The sequence below is a fragment of the Rhizobium sp. 10PS4 genome, assembly GCF_032464805.1.
GTDB classification, from domain to species: Bacteria; Pseudomonadota; Alphaproteobacteria; order Rhizobiales; family Rhizobiaceae; genus Rhizobium; species Rhizobium laguerreae.
On the sequence record NZ_JAWDIW010000001.1, the window covers coordinates 1 to 16,524 of the forward strand.

General features: G+C 59.9%; 16 protein-coding genes. 13 read left to right on the forward strand and 3 right to left on the reverse strand.

The window, feature by feature from the left end:
* Window positions 1–124: 124 nt before the first annotated feature.
* Window positions 125–1,117 (reverse strand): LacI family DNA-binding transcriptional regulator, encoded by a 993-nt coding sequence (locus tag RWJ89_RS00005; RefSeq protein WP_168335474.1) that lies wholly within the window; start codon window positions 1,115–1,117, stop codon window positions 125–127.
* Window positions 1,118–1,329: 212 nt separating this feature from the next.
* Between RWJ89_RS00005 and RWJ89_RS00010 the strand changes: the two genes are divergently transcribed.
* From RWJ89_RS00010 to rsgA, 9 genes are all read left to right on the forward strand, one after another.
* Complete coding sequence (locus RWJ89_RS00010) at window positions 1,330–2,277, forward strand: sugar ABC transporter substrate-binding protein (protein ID WP_077980730.1); 948 nt, start codon at window positions 1,330–1,332, stop codon at window positions 2,275–2,277.
* A 129-nt stretch (window positions 2,278–2,406) separates the two neighbouring features.
* A complete protein-coding gene (locus RWJ89_RS00015; RefSeq protein WP_131641171.1) occupies window positions 2,407–3,528 on the forward strand; it encodes an ABC transporter permease in 1,122 nt (373 codons plus the stop codon).
* Window positions 3,529–3,530: 2 nt separating this feature from the next.
* On the forward strand, window positions 3,531–4,331 hold the full coding sequence (locus RWJ89_RS00020) for an ATP-binding cassette domain-containing protein (RefSeq protein ID WP_131641170.1): 801 nt from the start codon (window positions 3,531–3,533) through the stop codon (window positions 4,329–4,331).
* 25 nt (window positions 4,332–4,356) lie between these two features.
* Window positions 4,357–5,154: a TIM barrel protein gene (locus RWJ89_RS00025; RefSeq protein WP_077980727.1), complete on the forward strand. Its 798-nt coding sequence runs from the start codon at window positions 4,357–4,359 to the stop codon at window positions 5,152–5,154.
* Between the two features lie 29 nt (window positions 5,155–5,183).
* Entirely contained in the window at window positions 5,184–6,206 is a 1,023-nt protein-coding gene (locus RWJ89_RS00030; RefSeq protein WP_077980726.1) for a Gfo/Idh/MocA family oxidoreductase, read from the forward strand.
* A gap of 32 nt (window positions 6,207–6,238) precedes the next feature.
* On the forward strand, window positions 6,239–6,565 hold the full coding sequence (locus tag RWJ89_RS00035; RefSeq protein WP_077980725.1) for an RpiR family transcriptional regulator: 327 nt from the start codon (window positions 6,239–6,241) through the stop codon (window positions 6,563–6,565).
* A gap of 499 nt (window positions 6,566–7,064) precedes the next feature.
* Complete coding sequence (locus RWJ89_RS00040) at window positions 7,065–8,249, forward strand: MFS transporter (RefSeq protein WP_168255656.1); 1,185 nt, start codon at window positions 7,065–7,067, stop codon at window positions 8,247–8,249.
* A gap of 332 nt (window positions 8,250–8,581) precedes the next feature.
* A complete protein-coding gene (locus RWJ89_RS00045) occupies window positions 8,582–8,755 on the forward strand; it encodes a hypothetical protein (protein ID WP_165503784.1) in 174 nt (57 codons plus the stop codon).
* A 34-nt stretch (window positions 8,756–8,789) separates the two neighbouring features.
* Window positions 8,790–9,842: a ribosome small subunit-dependent GTPase A gene (gene rsgA, locus RWJ89_RS00050; protein WP_077980723.1), complete on the forward strand. Its 1,053-nt coding sequence runs from the start codon at window positions 8,790–8,792 to the stop codon at window positions 9,840–9,842.
* Window positions 9,843–9,929: 87 nt separating this feature from the next.
* Here the strand turns inward: rsgA and RWJ89_RS00055 are convergent, their stop codons facing one another.
* Window positions 9,930–10,175, reverse strand: coding sequence for a hypothetical protein (locus tag RWJ89_RS00055; RefSeq protein WP_077980722.1), 246 nt, complete (start codon window positions 10,173–10,175; stop codon window positions 9,930–9,932).
* A 404-nt stretch (window positions 10,176–10,579) separates the two neighbouring features.
* Entirely contained in the window at window positions 10,580–11,638 is a 1,059-nt protein-coding gene (locus RWJ89_RS00060) for a LacI family DNA-binding transcriptional regulator (protein WP_077980721.1), read from the reverse strand.
* 244 nt (window positions 11,639–11,882) lie between these two features.
* Between RWJ89_RS00060 and RWJ89_RS00065 the strand changes: the two genes are divergently transcribed.
* The 4 genes from RWJ89_RS00065 to RWJ89_RS00080 all read left to right on the forward strand — a co-directional run bounded on the left by RWJ89_RS00065 (window position 11,883) and on the right by RWJ89_RS00080 (window position 16,514).
* Window positions 11,883–12,866, forward strand: a complete 984-nt coding sequence (locus RWJ89_RS00065; protein ID WP_025397348.1) for an autoinducer 2 ABC transporter substrate-binding protein — start codon at window positions 11,883–11,885, stop codon at window positions 12,864–12,866.
* Window positions 12,867–12,992: 126 nt separating this feature from the next.
* Window positions 12,993–14,507: a sugar ABC transporter ATP-binding protein gene (locus RWJ89_RS00070; RefSeq protein ID WP_316030388.1), complete on the forward strand. Its 1,515-nt coding sequence runs from the start codon at window positions 12,993–12,995 to the stop codon at window positions 14,505–14,507.
* Window positions 14,500–15,528, forward strand: a complete 1,029-nt coding sequence (locus RWJ89_RS00075; protein ID WP_132611901.1) for an ABC transporter permease — start codon at window positions 14,500–14,502, stop codon at window positions 15,526–15,528. Before RWJ89_RS00070 ends, RWJ89_RS00075 begins: the two co-directional genes overlap by 8 nt.
* Window positions 15,528–16,514 carry an ABC transporter permease gene (locus RWJ89_RS00080; protein WP_025397351.1) on the forward strand — a complete coding sequence of 329 codons (987 nt, stop codon included), beginning with the start codon at window positions 15,528–15,530 and terminating at the stop codon, window positions 16,512–16,514. Before RWJ89_RS00075 ends, RWJ89_RS00080 begins: the two co-directional genes overlap by 1 nt.
* Window positions 16,515–16,524 lie beyond the last annotated feature (10 nt).

The window sequence follows — 16,524 nt, forward strand, 5'->3', positions numbered from 1 at the left end:
AGCCTATATCGCATAAGATAGCTTATGGAACTAAGTGATTGCACCAATCAACCGCAGCGCCCCGGACAAGATGTCGCCTGGAGGATTTTGCCCAAATACGTTTTGGCCTATATTGCTTGATCAATCAGGCCGAATCTCTCACCACAAGCTCGCCTTTGAAGTTAACCGTCTCCCTCGGTGCTCTTTCCAGAATCATGTCTATTGCCGCTTTGACCATCTGGTCGGTGGGTTGCTCGTAGGTTGTAAGGCCGTATGCTGGTGACGCCGCAGGAGCAGCGTTGTCGAAGCCCACAATGGCGAGATCATCCGGCACACGTAAGCCGAACTCGCTTCGGGCAACATCCATCGCTCCGAACGCGAGAGCATCGTTTTCGCACATGAGGACATCGATCCGGTCTTCCGGCGCAACTTTGGACAGATAGTCCCGTGCGGCTTGCGCGCCGGCTTCTGCGCTGTAGCGCTCGGCAGACATCTCTACGAGCTCGACGCCGAGAGCGGTTCGCCAGAACTCCTTAAAGTTTCTCCGCCTGCCAAGCGCTGTAGACAATGTACGCGCCCCGGCCATAAATCCCGGTCTCCGATATCCCCTTTCCAATAGGTGCTTGCCGATCTCGGCAATCGCCACGACCGCATCGCAGGAAATAGCGGGAACACCTTCGATCTGGCTATCTCGAGCGAGAACAAACATCGGAGGCCCACCGCGTCCCAGCTTATGATCTGTCAACATCTCGTCCCGAAACGCCGTACCAAAGAGCACGATCGCATCAACCTGCCGCTGGTCGGCATTCAATATGGCGTGCACGTGGTTGTAGTGTTGATTGATATTGATCAACATGGTCACGAGCCCCTCCGCCTGCAGGCTAGCGGTCAGCTTTTCAAGAAACGGAAGCTTGTGCGGGTTTGCGAAGTCATCAACGAGAACTGCAACCTGGTGTGTAGAATTTGTGGCAAGGCTCCTGGCCAACAGGTTCGGCCGATAATTGAGCCGCTCTGCCGCCTCCAGCACTTTGGCTTTGCTCGCCTCCGTGATCGATGCACCCGGCGTAAATGCACGAATGACCGTCCACTTTGAAACGCCGGCCTCCATCGCCACGTTCTGCGCCGTCGCTCGCTTCATAGTCGAACCTCCCGTTTGAAACGTTTATTCCATTTCTGCCGGAATGCGAAATGAATGGTTGATTTCTCTTAGCAAGAATCTTATAGCTATGCACGTTTGCTACCGGTAGCAAAAATATGCACCCGGTAGCAACTTTGGAGGACGCGCCGTCTGAGGCGTTTTTGGTGGTTCTCGCGCTCGGAGGTGCGGGACACCCTTTGGGAGGAGTTTTTATGAAATCGTTTCTTCGTAAAATCGTGCTGGGCGCTGCCGTGGTTGGAGCGCTTGGCGCTGCATCCGGCGTTGCCATCGCACAGGATATCAACATCATCGCCGTAACGCACGGCCAGGCCAACGACCCCTTCTGGTCCGTCGTCAAGAACGGAGTGAGCGCCGGTGCCAAGGATGCCGGTGTCAGCATCGATTATCGCGCACCGGAAACCTTCGACATGGTGGCCATGAGCCAGTTGATCGACGCAGCCGTCAACCAGAAGCCAGCCGGTCTGATCGTCTCGATCCCGGATTCGTCCGCATTGGGCCCGTCCATACAAAAGGCTGTCGCCGCCGGCATTCCGGTCATTTCCATCAATTCCGGTTCCGATGTCTCGAAGTCGCTCGGAGCGCTCCTCCATGTCGGCCAGGACGAATACAGCGCCGGCAAGGCAGCGGGCGAAAAGCTCAAGGAAATGGGCGGCAAGGTTGCCATCTGCGTCAACCAGGAAGTCGGCAACGTCTCCCTCGATCAGCGTTGCAAGGGCTTTTCCGATGGTTTTGCGGGTACCGTTACGGTCCTACCCGTCTCCAACGATCCGGCCGACGTTCGGGCCAAGGTGAAGGCGGCGCTCAGTTCCAATCCCGACATCGACACCGTTATGGCGCTTGGCGCAAGCACTGCCGGCGAACCGTCGCTGGCTGCCGTCGCCGATGCAGGCATGACTGGCAAGATCAAAGTCGCCACTTTCGACCTTTCTGCAGACTTCCTGAAGGCTGTCGCAGCTGGCGATGCCGCTTTCGCCATCGATCAGCAGCAGTTCCTCCAGGGTTATCTGCCCGTGGTCTTCCTCGCAAACTATGCCAAGTACGGCCTGATCCCCGGCGGCAACGTGCCTTCCGGTCCGAACCTGATCACCAAGGAAAAGGCCGCCCAGGTCGTCGAATTATCTGCAAAGGGCATCCGCTAATCCATGACTGCCGAAAGGCTTGATTGTCGAACACCCTCCGCTTTCGAAGAGGGTGTTCGACAGGCGACGTGCGCCGTGAGGAATGCCCTCGGCGCTTCGGCGAATTGCATCCATTGGGAGGTAGGTATCATGGCTCCGATTGAGCAAAAAATAGGAGATGCGTCTAACTCCGACGAGCGCATCAAACAGGTGGGCTTTCTCACACATATGATGCGTCGGCCCGAGCTCGGCGCGGTTGCTGGCCTCATCCTGGTGGTGACGTTCTTCTTTCTTACCGCAGACCGTTCGATGTTTTCGCTTTCAGGTGTGATGACGATCCTGGCCCCAGCCTCACAGCTGGGAATTCTCGCCATTGCGGCAGCTCTGCTGATGATTGGTGGCGAGTTCGATCTTTCGATCGGCTCGATGGTCGCCTTCGCGGGCCTGATCTTCGGTGCGGCCCTGACCAATTTCGGCCAACCGCTCTGGATTTCCATTATCATCACGATGCTGCTTGCAGCCGCCATGGGCGCGGTGAACGGACAGATCGTGATCAGGACACGGCTGCCGTCGTTCATCGTCACGCTTGCCTTCCTCTTCATTCTGCGGGGTCTAACCCTTGTTGGCCTGAAATGGGCGACAGGCGGCTCAACGCAGCTTCGCGGTATAGGTGAGGTCGTCGGCGACGGTCTCTTGAAGCGCTTGTTCTCAGGCGTCGCCTTCCAGGATCTTTTCAGCTGGCTTGCAGCCCATGGCCTGGTCGAGAAGTTCGACAACGGCGTTCCGAAAGTCACGGGCGTGCCGGTGTCGGTGGTCTGGTTCATCGCCATTGCCGGGCTTGCCACCTGGGTTCTTCTGCGCACTCGGATCGGAAATTGGGTCTTTGCCGCCGGCGGCGATCCCAATGCGGCTAGAAACTCCGGCGTACCGGTCGATCGCGTGAAGACGGGGCTCTTCGCGCTCACGGCCTGCGCCGCGGCGCTTGTGGCCATCATCACGGTTCTAGACGCCGGCTCGACGGACGCGCGCCGCGGCTTCCAGAAGGAATTCGAGGCGATTATCGCTGCCGTGATTGGCGGATGTCTGCTGACCGGCGGTTACGGTTCGGCGATCGGCGCCTTTTTCGGCGCCATCATTTTCGGCCTCGTCTCGATCGGCCTGACCTACACGAAGTTCGACTCTGACTGGTTCCAGGTGTTCCTCGGCTCCATGCTGCTGCTGGCCGTTCTCTTCAACAATTTCATCCGCCGCAAAGTGACAGGGGAACGCTGATCATGACTGGTAGCCAATCAGAAACCGCTCCGCCCGTCATCGAAGTCAAAAATATCGTCAAGCACTACGGCTCCGTCATCGCTCTCTCGGGCGTTTCGATGAAGGTATCGCAGGGCGAAGTGCTCTGCCTGCTTGGCGACAACGGAGCTGGGAAATCCACGCTCATCAAGACGCTGTCGGGTGTGGTCCGTCCTTCGGGCGGCGATTTCCTGGTCGAGGGAAAGCCAGTCGCGTTCACCAGTCCGCGCGATGCGCTCGATGCCGGGATCGCAACCGTCTATCAGGATCTGGCGATGATCCCGCTGATGTCGATCACGCGAAACTTCTTCATGGGACGGGAACCCGTAAAGGGCATTCCTCCGTTTCGCCATGTCGACTTCAAGTATTGCAGCGAGGTGACCCGCGAGGAGATGCACAAGATCGGCATCGATATCCGCGACCCCAACCAGGCGGTCGGCACCCTTTCCGGCGGCGAGCGGCAATGTGTGGCGATCGCGCGGGCCGTCTATTTCGGAGCCAAGGTCCTCATCCTCGATGAGCCGACGTCGGCATTGGGTGTTGCCCAGACCTCAATGGTGCTGAAGTACATCCACCAGGTCCAACAAAAAGGCCTCGGCGTAATTTTTATTACCCACAATGTCCGCCACGCCTTTGCAGTCGGGAACCGCTTCACGGTTCTCAATCGTGGAAAGACGCTCGGCACCTTCGACAAAAGCGAGATTTCTCTCGAGGAACTGCAGAACCTCATGGCCGGCGGCAAGGAACTGCAGGTGATTTCTCACGAGCTCGGCGGGACGATCTGAGCAATACAAGCATTGGGAAACAGAAATGACCACGATCCTAAAATCCTCGCCTTTCATGCTCGCAGTCTGCGCTGAAATGGTGTTTCGCTCCCTGCCCGTTCTTGATCGGCTGAAACGGATCACAGAACTCGGTTTCCAGGCGGAAATTTGGGACTGGACGAAACACGATATCAAGGCGATCGCAAAATCTGGCGCCACTTTCTCGTCGATGACCGGATACGTGACCGGCACTTTGGCAGACGAGGAAGGTGCGAATGAGCTTCTGCGCACAGCGCGCCTGTCGATCCCCGTCGCCAAGGAACTCAACTGCCCACGCCTCAACCTGCACGGCACCGGGCTCGACGGGCAGGGTCTGCCCGTCGTCAAATCGGAAATCGTCACTGGCGCCATGTGGCTGAAGGCGTACGACACCCTACAGCGTATCGCCGATCTCGGCGAGGAGGAAGGCGTCACCTTCGTGCTCGAAAACCTGAACGAGGCTGTTGACCATCCGAAGACGCCGTTTGCCAAGGCCGCCGACACTCTTGCATTGGTGGCGGCCGTCAACCGGCCGTCGCTGAAGCTCAACCTCGATCTTTACCACGCACAGATCGGCGAGGGGAACTTGATCGAGCTTTGCCGCACCGCTCTTCCACATATCGGTGAAATCCAGGTCGCCGACGTTCCCGGCCGTAAAGAGCCGGGCACTGGTGAAATCAACTATCCGGCGATCGCACGCGCCCTGAATGAGATGGGCTACCGGGGCACGATCGGCATGGAAGCCTGGCCTTCCGGCGATGACGAGCTGGCGCTTTCCCGCTTTCGCGACGCGTTTTCCCTTTGATCCGACAGCAGCATTTTCAGGAGCTTTCCATGCCCGCCCACCGTCCCGTCAATCTCGCTCTCATCGGTGCCGGCCGCATCGGTTCGTTCCACGCCGAAAGCGTCGCCCGGCGCCTGGTTGATGCCAATTTGCTCGCCGTCGCCGATCCGGCGCCGGGCGCTGCCGAAAAACTGGCGGCAGCGCTCGATGCACCCAAAGCCTATACCAGCGTATCGGAGCTCCTCGCCAATCCGGAGATCGATGGCGTCATCATCGCCACGCCGGCGCGTTTCCACACGAGCGTCGTCGTGGAAGCCGCCCGGGCCGGAAAAGCGGTCTTCTGCGAAAAGCCGATGGCGCTGACGCTCGGGGAAGCAGACGAGGCGATCGCTGAGACAAAGTCTGCCAAGGTACCGCTCCAGGTTGGTTTCAATCGCCGCTGGGACCAGGCTTTTTACGAGGGCCGCGCGGCGATCGACGCCGGCAAAGTTGGTTCCGTCCAACTTCTTCGCTCGTTGACGCGAGACCCGGGTCCCTACGGCGGCAACCCGGAAAAGACGCCGCTATGGACGATCTTCTATGAGACGCTGATCCACGACTTCGACACGCTGCTGTGGCTGAACCCGAAAGCAACCCCGATCGAGGTGACGGCGATTGCCGATGCCCTCGTGGTACCGGACTTTGCCAGAAAGGGTTTTCACGACACCGCCGTCGTCACCATCCGCTTCGACAACGGTTCGATCGCTGTGGCGGAGGCGAATTTCTGCGCCATGTACGGCTACGACATCCGCGGTGAGGTCTTCGGCTCCGGAGGCATGGTGACGATGGGCGATGTACGCCGTTCCTCGATGACGCTCTACGACAAGAACGGAGTTTCGAACGATACCTGGCGGCGTGACACGGATCACTTTGTCCACGGTTACACCGCCCAGCTCGCCTCCTTCGTCGACGCCATAAGGACAGGCTCCGTCACCGGCCCGACCGGTGAAGATGCCCGCAATGCGCTTGCCATCGCGCTCGCCTGTATCACGTCGATTACCGAACGCAGGACAATTCAGCTGTCCAGCCTCTAGGCCGGATCGCAAAAGACGGAGTGTGCCAAGAAATGTCGCAGCATATCCGCAATCTATGCAGCCCGCCGGCAAGTTTCGAAGAGCTGAAGTCGGCCATCGCCTGCCGCCACGTCACCTTCCCTCTTCGCGTCGAGAATGTGGCGAAGAGGGTCCTGGCCAAACCGGAACTCATGGCCTTTGGTAGCGCGACCTCAATCGCGGACGACTGCGGCGTCTCCGTCTCTACGGTCATGCGCTTCGTTGCGCATATCGGTTTCCATGAAATCGCGCAGGCACGCGCAATTTTCAGAAATGAGTTGCGCCGCCGCCTGGCTGTGTTGTTACCCGAGTCGGGTACGAAAAACGAGAGCGATGGGTAGATGGCCGTCGCCACAGTCGGCCATTTGGGCCTCCATACTGCGCACAAGTTAAACTGAAATTGGCAAAGTTTGTCAAACTAGCTCCTCAATCTGTATCGGCGAAAAGCGACGCACCTGCTGGACCAAAGGAGATCGTTGGGAGGCTTGATGTGAGATAGCCCCACGAACCGCGCGCGGCTGCCTCGACCGATTTCTACCCGAGGAAGGCAGCAAATTCGGCTTGAAACACGTTACATGCAGGCCTCGTCCGGCACGAGCACATGGTTCTTGCTCTCAAGCGGTACGAAGCTCGCATTTGGAATCGCGGCGGCAAGCTTGAAACCTTGATCAAGCGGCACGCACACGTTACCGCGGCTCGGCAAATCGCGCCGCTCCCCAAGATCACCTTCTCCGACGCATTCCCTCAGAAACTAGTTTCGATCTTGGGCCCTCTGAGATAGACATCCCAGGTCCATACGCGCGTGTTTTGCGTCGACGCGTCAATCCCCGGAGTTGCATCATGAAAATCGCGCCGCAGCAGCGGATCTATGTCTGCTTCTTTCTCTTCGCTGTGTCGCTGGGCGCGCTGCTGTCGAGGATGCCGGATTTGCAGGTTGCGATGGGCGTCAATAAGTCCGAGTTGGGGTTGACGCTGATAGGGGCTGCGATCGGCGCCTTGATTTCGTTGACTTTATCTTCGCCCTTGATCGCCCGGCTGGGCGCGCGTACGACGGCATTCATTACTGTTCTCGGCACATCTGCGCTGCTGTCGCTGGTGCCGTGGATCGGTGCGGCGCCGCTCGTGTTCTGTGTGCTCTTCGTCGAGGGGCTGCTCGCCGGGGCGCTGGAGATCAATCTCAATGTTGAGATCGACCGCATCGAAGCGCAGCTAGGACGCGGCGTGATGAACAGGGCGCATGGTTTCTGGAGCCTCGGCTTCTTCGTCACAGCACTTGTCTCCTCCGTCGTCCGCCAAGCCGGCATTTCGATGGAACTCCATCTCGCCGCGACCTTTGTCACGGTTCTTATCATCGGCATCTGGGCGATTTCCGGCATGCGGAATGCACCGGCGCGGATCGCGTTGCATGAAGGCAAGGCGCCGCTGGTAGCGCTTCCCACCTGGGGCCTAATGCCGCTCTGCGTGATCGGCATCGCGGCCTTTCTCGTCGAAGGCGCCGGGATCGACTGGTCGGCGATCTATATGCGCGATGTGTTTTCGGTCGAGCCCTTCATCGGCGGACTGGGACTGACGCTCTTTACCTTCTGCATGGCGCTGGCGCGCCTATTCGTCGATCCGCTGGTCGATCGGTTTGGCGCGCGGGCCGTCGCCACGATGTTGCTTGTTCTTTCGGCGATCGGCATCTGCGCCGTGTCGGCGGCGCCGCATCCCTATGTCGCGCTGGTGGGCTTTGCCTTGATGGGCGCCGGCTGCAGCGCGGTCTATCCTCTCGCCGTTTCGGCGGCGGCCCAACGCACAGATCGCGCGGCGTATCTCAACGTCGCCGCCCTCGGCCAGATGAGCTTTGTCGTCTTCTTCCTGGCGCCGCCGCTGCTCGGCTTCATTGCCGAACATGCTGGCATCCGGACATCCTATCTCGTCTGTCTTCCGCTGATCATTTACGCGCTCTTCTCGGCCAAGGCGCTTGCTACGCGCCGGGCTGCCGGCGGCGGTAGCGCTGCGATTGCTCGAAGCGTCAACGGGTGACTTATTGTGCTGCCGGTTTTTGGCCGCGCGATTGGTTCCGCGCAAGGCCCAAACGAGCAGGTCGTCGCGGCATGCATGGTGCTTTCCCTAAGCCTTGCGAGATTGAAGGTCAGTCCGTTCTGGTCGGGGGAGATCGCCATCGTGCGCTATTGATCACGTGTAAACCAGCCTGGCGGTGACGCTTCGCCGAATTTACAGACGAACGACGGCCTTGAGCGGGATCGAACCGGCGTTGGCTAATCGTGAAGCACCTGATAGGTCATAGATCGCTGTGTATGAGGTCTTGGCACATCCTCAGAGACACAACCCTCGGACCGCACTGGAGAGCTTTGATGGGCTGGAAAACACCGAAGATCGAATACGTGAATGGCTATAAGATCGTTGAAGTCGAAGGGCCTACCTTCAAAGTCTACGATGGGGACCGTCAGCTCGGGGACGATTTCCCCTACCCCGGCGAAGCTGCTGCTTACGCAACCTCGTTGCCAAAACGGGATCATCCACGCTAGGCGAAACGCCGCGGAAGATCATTCAAAACCCTTTATGGCAGCCTTACTGAAAGTGGAACAAGATTTGACCAGCTCCCAACTTTCTTCATCGCTGGAACTGCTTGGGTGGTCTGAATTCTTCGCTGACCAGGTCCAGCCCAGCGAAGCGGACTTGATCCCCAGACGCATCGCTTCAGTTCACCGGGCACGCATCGAGGCAATCGATGTCACCGGGCCGGTCGGACTGGAATTTCCATCTAATACCAGTACCGGTGACTACGCGGTGGGCGACTGGGTTCTTGCCGATGCACTGACTGACATGCTTATCAGACGTCTCGACCGAAAAAGCGTCTTTCAGCGACGCCCGGAAGGCGGACGTGGCCAGCAACTTGTTGCCGCCAACATCGACACCCTGTTGATCGTGACCTCGTGCAATGCCGATTTTAATCTTGCTCGGCTGGAACGTTACCTGATCATGGCCAACCAGGCCGGGAGCAATCCGGTGATTGTGCTAACGAAGGTGGACACCGCGGAAGATGTCGGCATATTCCAGGCGCAAGCCGAGGCGTTGCAGCGTGACCTGCCAGTCATCGCCTTGAATGGGCGCTCCGCGGACGCCGTTTCCCTGTTGAGGCCCTGGTGCGGCGTTGGCCAGACGGTTGCGTTGGTGGGATCTTCTGGTGTCGGAAAATCAACGCTGGTGAACACCATGACCGGGCCTGAATCCGACGCAAAGCAAAAGACGGGCACCATCCGCGAATATGACGCGCAGGGCCGCCACACAACTACGGCGCGATCCCTGCATGCAATTTCAGGCGGCGGCTGGGTCATCGATACGCCGGGAATAAGAACGCTTTACGTGAGTGATGGTGCCGACGGTATAGACACCCTCTTTGCTGAAATAACCGAGCTGGCGCCGCTTTGCCGCTTTCGCGATTGCACCCATGCCCATGAACCTGGGTGCGCGGTCCAGGCAGCTGTCGCAAGCGGTGCTCTGGTCGCCGATCGCCTGGAACGCTGGCGGAACCTGCTTGCAGAAAACCGCGACCGAACACCGGTCGTGAGCGGACCACGCGGCAACAAGATCGTTCGCAAGAAGAAATATTGAAAGTGTAGAACGTTTGCGACGGTGCTCATCGGCATCAGCCCATGATCCGCCACCTGAATTGGTTGGGCTGTCGAATAAGGGCAGCGCTCAATGATTGCGTTTGTGGTCAAGTAGACCCTGCAAGCGGCCGCTCCCGCTTGTGAGGGATATGTCTTTGAACAACCGCGATATGAGGCGGGGTCGCAAGCCTTGCCTCTCATCGATGAGGAGGAATGACATCCTCTTTATCTCGATCGTGATCACGCCTGCATTGTCATGGCGACGATAATTCCCGGAATCCATCGCATGGAATCCATTTTCCACCGCCCAGGCGGCTATCATATCCGCGTTCATCAAGATCCTGCTTTAGGAGATGTGGACGTGCTGTCTCTAGCTGTCCCGCTCGCGCAAATCGCTTCGCAGTCCTACCGATACCGTAACTGAATCGCTCTAATCCAGCCAAATCCTTCCAAGATTACAGTTCCCGCTCAGGTGTTGCGAGAAAGACTCGAAGCAATCGTTGTAAACCGGTACCACTCAGCCGAGGCCCCGCCCGTTTTTAGTGCTCTTGAAGGGATGTGAACCGGCGACGCCTTACTCAGGATAAGCCGCTGATGTGTAACCCTTATTTATGGAACTGGAGGTAGTGGGCTCTTTTTAGCGTGCTCATCGTGTTCGTCAGGCGCGCCTATGTGGTGCAAGCTGCACGCCAAGCATCCTCCGCCATCCTTGATCGTAGCGAAACGAGGCAGGATGCATTACTCGATATCTTTCAGCGCATCGAGCGGGCCGATCAGCGCCGTGCGTGGGGGCACGAGGGTCGGCTGCACCAGATGCGTAATTGCTGGGCCGCGGTCTGCGTCGAGGATCGCAAACCCCTTGGTGATCATCGCCTCGCTGTCCTGCCGGATCATGAAGACGGGGAAAGGCAGGAAGGAGCCGAAGGGATCGTAGTCGTAGCAGCCGACGATGATATCGGCGAAGGTCTCATGCGGGTGCAGGGCGAGGAAGCGCATCAGCCCTTCGAGGTTGATCGAGGAATTGACGAAGAATGCGCGCGGCAGCTTTCCATGGCCTTCGTAGAAGGCTTCGAAGGCGCGCGCCGTCATGGCGGGGGAATAGCCGGTCGGCTGGATGCAGACGTCCGGATCCGCGCCCAGCAATGCGCGCTTTACGTCGCGAAAGCCGCGAATTCGCTCATGGCTGGCATGGTCGTTGCGGCCGCCGAACAGGTACAGATCGTCGGGTGAAAGTGGGCCATCCTCCTGCGCGCGTTCGATGATCGCCTGTGTCAGCATGCGCGCACCTTCATGATTGTCGCTGATGATCGACGGCGCCAGCGTGCCCGGCAGATCGATGTTGACGTGCTTCAGCCCAGCCTTTTCGCAAACCTTGTGCACGCCATCCGGATCGGTTGCGCCGGCGATGAAAAGCTCGTCGATCGAATAGGAGATCAGCGTCTCGACAACCTTGCGCTCCTCCTCCGGATCGCGACAGGCGCTGACGACGAGAGGGCACTGGCCGCGGCTTCTGACCTGCGCCTCGAAAGACTGCGCCATCGAGGAGAAATAGCGGTTGTCGTGCACCGGCAGCAGAAGACCGACGAGACCGGAGCGGGACGAACGCAAGCCGCGGGCCTGCAGATTTGCCGTATAGCCGTGCTCGTTTGCCAGATTCTGAATGAGCTGCGCCGTCGCCTCTTTGATACGCCGTTTCCGCCAGCTTCCGTTCAGCACGGCGCTCACGGTGGAAGGCGACGCACCCGATAGGATCGAGAGATCGTAGATGGTCGCCTTCTTCCTGCTGACGTTGGTCATATCGCGCCTTCCTTTGTCGCTTCCCTTAGAAACAAACCCCTCTTGACGAAAGCCCCGCCTTGATCGATAGTCATTGCACCATCGATTGTGCAAAAAAGAAAGATCGATTGTGCAAAGATGGTTCGCCGGAGGAGGCGGGATGGGAGGCAAGGGTATTCCCTCGCCAAGAAGCAATCAGGAACAACCTGCCGCAAACCGGCCGGTGGTCGTCGTTCGTATGAGCGACCTTTGAGGAGGAGTGAGGATGAGGAGCCTTATCGTAGCGGCGTTTGCCGCATCGCTGTCGCTTGCCGGGGCGGTGGTCGCGTTTGCGCAGGACGCGCCGAAGGTCGGCGTTGTCGTCAAGATCGGCGGCATTCCCTGGTTCAACGCGATGGAAGCCGGGATCAAGGAACAGGGCCAGAAACTGGGGGTCGATGCCTTCATGATTGGCCCGACCAGCGCCGACCCGGCGCTGCAGGTGCGCGCCATCGAGGATCTGATTGCCCAAGGCGTCAAGGTCATCGGCGTGGTTCCGAACGATGCCAAGGTGCTTGAGCCCGTGCTGACCAAGGCGCAGGCCGCCGGCATCAAGGTCATTACGCATGAATCGCCCTCGCAGAAGGGCGCCGACTGGAATTTCGAGCTCGCATCGGCCACCGGCTTCGGTGAAGCGCATGGCAAGCTGCTCGCCGAGAAAATGGGCGGCAAGGGCGAATATGCCGTCTTCGTCGGCTCGCTGACCGTGCCGCTGCACAACGCCTGGGCGGATGCCGCAATCGCCTATATCAAGGCGAATTACCCGGACATGAAGCTCGTCGGTGAGCGCTACGGCGTGGCGGAAGACGTCGACAAGAGCCGCTCGACGGCGCTCGATCTCATTGCCGCGCATCCGGATCTGACCGGCTTCCTCGCCTTCGGCAGCCAGGGTCCGATCGGCGCTGGGCGCGCCATCGAGGAACGCCGCAAGACGGGCAAAATCTTCGTGCTCGGCCCGTTCTCGCCCGGTCAGGGCCAGAAGCTGATCAAGGCCGACGCGATATCGGGCGGCTTCATGTGGAATCCGAAACAGGCCGGCGAAGTCTTCGTCACGCTCGCCGATCGCCTGATCAAGGGCGAGAGCGTCAAGGAAGGTGATGACATTCCGGGTCTCGGCGTGATCAAGCCTGTTGGTAACGACATCATCGTCGATCAACTGCTGCCGATCAACAAGGATACGGTCGACGACCTGGCCGCAATGGGCCTCTGAAGAGGCCCCCTCCCCGGGTGTCGGGCTGGTCCATGTCGACCGGCCCGGCGTTCGGGAAAGAGAGCGGTATCCGGCCATGGCCGGACCATTTGACTTTTATGGCATTCGACTGGACGGGCAACCGGCATGAACACAGCAACGGATGATGGTGTGAAGGCCACGCCGCTTCTTTCGCTTCGCGGCATCAACATGACATTCGGCGGTGTCAAGGCGCTCAAAGACGTCTCCTTCGAAGTCTTGCCCGGCGAAGTGCATTGCCTGGCCGGCGAAAATGGCTCCGGCAAGAGCACGCTGATCAAGGTGATCTCCGGCGTCTATCGGCCTGCTGACGGCGCCGAGATCGTCTTCGACGGTGAGACGATATCCCACATGACGCCAGGCATGGCCCAGTCCCGCGGCATCCAGATCATCTGGCAGGATCTCGCGCTCTTTCCGGAAATGAGCGTGGCTGAGAATATCGCCTTCCAGACCCTTTCCGGTTCGCGCCCGCGCTTCGTCAATTATGCCGCGATCCGCGGAATAGCCGAGGAAGCACTCGCCCGCCTCGGCGTCACCCTCGACGTCGACAGACCCCTTAAGGATTTCGCCATCGCTCAGCGCCAGATCGTCGCCATTGCCCGCGCGCTGGTCGGAGAGGCCCGGATCGTCTTCATGGACGAGCCGACCGCCTCCCTCACCCAGTCGGAGACCGATCATCTGCTGGCGATCGTGCGCACGCTGTCGGCCTCGGGCGTTGCCGTGGTCTTCGTCAGCCATCGTCTTGCGGAAGTGCTGGAAATCTCCTCGCGCATCACCGTGCTGCGCGATGGCGCGCTGGTCGGGGTCTATCCGGTGGAGGGCATGACCCATTCTAAGATCACCGAGCTGATGACCGGGCGCACCTTCGACCAGAATGTAGTCGCCCGCGACGTATCGCAGAACCCGGTCGTGCTTTCTGTCAGCAAGCTTTCCCGGCCTGGCGAGTTCGAGGACATCTCCTTTGATCTGCGCCGTGGCGAGACGCTCGGGATCACCGGCCTGCTTGGCTCCGGGCGCACCGAACTTGCCCTCACGCTGTTCGGCATGCGCCGGCCCGCCTCCGGAACGATCGTGTTGGAGGGAAAGCCGGTGCGCTTTGCCTCCAACCGCGAGGCGATCACATCAGGTGTCGCCTATCTCTCCGAAGACCGCCTTTCGCTCGGTCTCAACCAGCCGCAATCCATCGCCGACAATCTGGTCATGGCCTCGCTCAACCGCATCCTGAGCGGCCGGCTCATTTCGCCTGAAAAGAAGCGCTCGCTCGTCGCGCGCTGGATCGCCGATCTCGGCGTTAGGATCGGCAGGCAGGACGATGCGATCTCGACGCTTTCGGGCGGCAACCAGCAGCGCGTCGCCATTGCCAAATGGCTCGCCACCGATCCAAAGGTGCTGATCCTCGATGCGCCCACGGTGGGCGTCGATGTCGGCGCCCGCGCCGGCATCTTCGAAATCGTAGCGCGCCTTGCCGAGGCGGGGCTTGCGATCATCCTCATCTCGGACGAGGTGCCGGAGGTCTATTTCAACGCCGATCGGATCATCCATATGGAAAAGGGCCACATGGCCGGCTGGTACGATCCGCGCGCGACCACACTGAAGGACCTGGAGGCGACGGTTTATGCGTAAGCTGTTCCTGGCCTATACGACGGAATTCGTGCTGTTTGCCGTCATCATCGCGATGAGCATTGTCCTGGCTTTTACGACCGACCGCTTCATCACGCTCGGCAATGGGTTCGACCTGCTCAACATCAGCGCGGTCAATATCATCTTCGCCGTCGGCCTGCTCGTGGTGCTGATATCAGGCGGCATCGACATCTCCTTCGCCGTCGCCGCCTCGATCGTGCAATATGTCACTGCACTGGCGCTTGAGCGGATCGGCGGGGGCGGCTGGGTGTCCGGTCTGCTGATCGCGGCCGGTATCGGCATGGTGCTCGGGATGATCAACGCCTTCCTGATCCACCGCTTCCGGATCATCTCGATCGTCGCGACGATCGCGACCTTCAACGTCTATTTCGGCCTGCTGATGTTCTTCACCAAGGGCGTGTCGATCTACAATCTGCCCGACTGGCTGACGACCCGCGTCATCATCTACGAGCGCGAAATGGCCGATGGGAGCTGGGCTGAGATCACCTTGCCGGTTGTCGTCATGGCCGTCTGCACGCTCGCCACCTGGCTCTTCATTACCCGCACGACCACCGGCCGGCAGCTCTATGCCTTTGGCGACAATCCGGAAGGGGCGCGCCGCTTCGGCGTCAATATCGGCGCCATGCAGTTCATCGCCTTCGGTTGGCTTGGATTGATGGCAGGCATCGCCGGTCTCATGCAGGCGCATTATGCGCAGGAGGTCGTGCCGAATGCACTTTATGGCCGCGAGCTCGATGTCCTGGCTGCGGTGGTACTCGGCGGCGCGCGGCTGGGCGGCGGCAAGGGCTCGGTGCTCGGTTGCGTGCTGGGCGTGCTGCTCGTCTCGATCACCCAGAACGGCCTCAACCTGATGGGCGTCTCGCCCTTCGCCTTCAAGATGATCGTCGGCGCGATCATCCTCGTTGCTATCACCTTGTCGAGCGCCCGCATCGGCAATCTGGTGCCGGTATTTGCGACTCGCAAATTGACCGGCGACAGGCCTGCAGACAGGGGAGAGAGCTGATGAACGCGCTCGCCGCCCGCTTCAACGCCATCTTCGGGGCCGACATGGCCGGTCCCCTCGCCGCACTGGCGGCCGTGCTGATCGTCTTCGGTGTCGCCTCGCCGCATTTCCTCACGAGCGCGACCTTCGGATCGGTCGCCTTTCAGCTTCCCGAGCTTGGCATCCTGACGCTTGCCATGCTGATGCCGATCCTCACCGGCGGCCTCAACCTTGCGATCACCTTCACCGCCAACATCGCCGGCCTGACGCTCGCCTGGACGCTGCAGGCCAATGGCGGCATCGATGCCGGCCCGGGCGCCTTCCTGCTCGGCTCGGCTCTGGCGCTCGCCGTCGGCGCGGCAAGCGGCCTGGTCATGGGCCTGGTCATCGCCTTTACCCGCGCCCATCCGATCCTCGTTTCGCTGTCGATGATGATCTTCCTGCGCGGCCTCGGCGAGTTCCTGACACGCGGCGGCGATATTTCGGGCTTCCCCACCTTCATCGCTCCGATCGGCCACGGCAGCATCCTCGGCATCCCGGTACCTTTGTTGATCCTGATCGCCTGCGTGATCGCCAGCCACATCCTGCTCTCGCGCTCCAAGCTCGGCTTTTCCACCTACATGATCGGCTCCAATATTGAGTCTGCCCGCTATTCCGGCATCAACACCCGCAAGGTCCTGGTGCTGGTCTACATGCTTTCCGGCGTGATGGCGGCGGTTGCCGGCATCATCATGCTTGCGCGCTTCAATTCGGTGCGCGTCGGCCACGGTGAGTCCTATCTGCTGATCACCGTGCTCGCCTGCTTTCTCGGCGGCATCAATCCTTTCGGCGGCTTCGGCCGCGTCCTGCCCGTTTTCGTGGCGCTCATCGTGCTGCAGCTCCTCTCTTCGGGGCTCAACCTGCTCGGCGCCAACCAGCATCTCACCACTGCCGTCTGGGGCATCCTGCTCATCGTCGTGATGGTGCTGCGATGGCTCTCGGCCAAGTTCATCAGAATCGTGAAATAGGAGATACGAC

Bases quoted from the DNA above. Each gene is read 5' to 3' on its own strand.
- RWJ89_RS00005 (WP_168335474.1), bottom strand. From the start codon at position 1,117: ATGAAGCGAGCGACGGCGCAGAACGTGGCGATGGAGGCCGGCGTTTCA.
- RWJ89_RS00010 (WP_077980730.1), top strand. From the start codon at position 1,330: ATGAAATCGTTTCTTCGTAAAATCGTGCTGGGCGCTGCCGTGGTTGGA.
- RWJ89_RS00015 (WP_131641171.1), top strand. From the start codon at position 2,407: ATGGCTCCGATTGAGCAAAAAATAGGAGATGCGTCTAACTCCGACGAG.
- RWJ89_RS00020 (WP_131641170.1), top strand. From the start codon at position 3,531: ATGACTGGTAGCCAATCAGAAACCGCTCCGCCCGTCATCGAAGTCAAA.
- RWJ89_RS00025 (WP_077980727.1), top strand. From the start codon at position 4,357: ATGACCACGATCCTAAAATCCTCGCCTTTCATGCTCGCAGTCTGCGCT.
- RWJ89_RS00030 (WP_077980726.1), top strand. From the start codon at position 5,184: ATGCCCGCCCACCGTCCCGTCAATCTCGCTCTCATCGGTGCCGGCCGC.
- RWJ89_RS00035 (WP_077980725.1), top strand. From the start codon at position 6,239: ATGTCGCAGCATATCCGCAATCTATGCAGCCCGCCGGCAAGTTTCGAA.
- RWJ89_RS00040 (WP_168255656.1), top strand. From the start codon at position 7,065: ATGAAAATCGCGCCGCAGCAGCGGATCTATGTCTGCTTCTTTCTCTTC.
- RWJ89_RS00045 (WP_165503784.1), top strand. From the start codon at position 8,582: ATGGGCTGGAAAACACCGAAGATCGAATACGTGAATGGCTATAAGATC.
- rsgA (WP_077980723.1), top strand. From the start codon at position 8,790: ATGGCAGCCTTACTGAAAGTGGAACAAGATTTGACCAGCTCCCAACTT.
- RWJ89_RS00055 (WP_077980722.1), bottom strand. From the start codon at position 10,175: ATGAACGCGGATATGATAGCCGCCTGGGCGGTGGAAAATGGATTCCAT.
- RWJ89_RS00060 (WP_077980721.1), bottom strand. From the start codon at position 11,638: ATGACCAACGTCAGCAGGAAGAAGGCGACCATCTACGATCTCTCGATC.
- RWJ89_RS00065 (WP_025397348.1), top strand. From the start codon at position 11,883: ATGAGGAGCCTTATCGTAGCGGCGTTTGCCGCATCGCTGTCGCTTGCC.
- RWJ89_RS00070 (WP_316030388.1), top strand. From the start codon at position 12,993: ATGAACACAGCAACGGATGATGGTGTGAAGGCCACGCCGCTTCTTTCG.
- RWJ89_RS00075 (WP_132611901.1), top strand. From the start codon at position 14,500: ATGCGTAAGCTGTTCCTGGCCTATACGACGGAATTCGTGCTGTTTGCC.
- RWJ89_RS00080 (WP_025397351.1), top strand. From the start codon at position 15,528: ATGAACGCGCTCGCCGCCCGCTTCAACGCCATCTTCGGGGCCGACATG.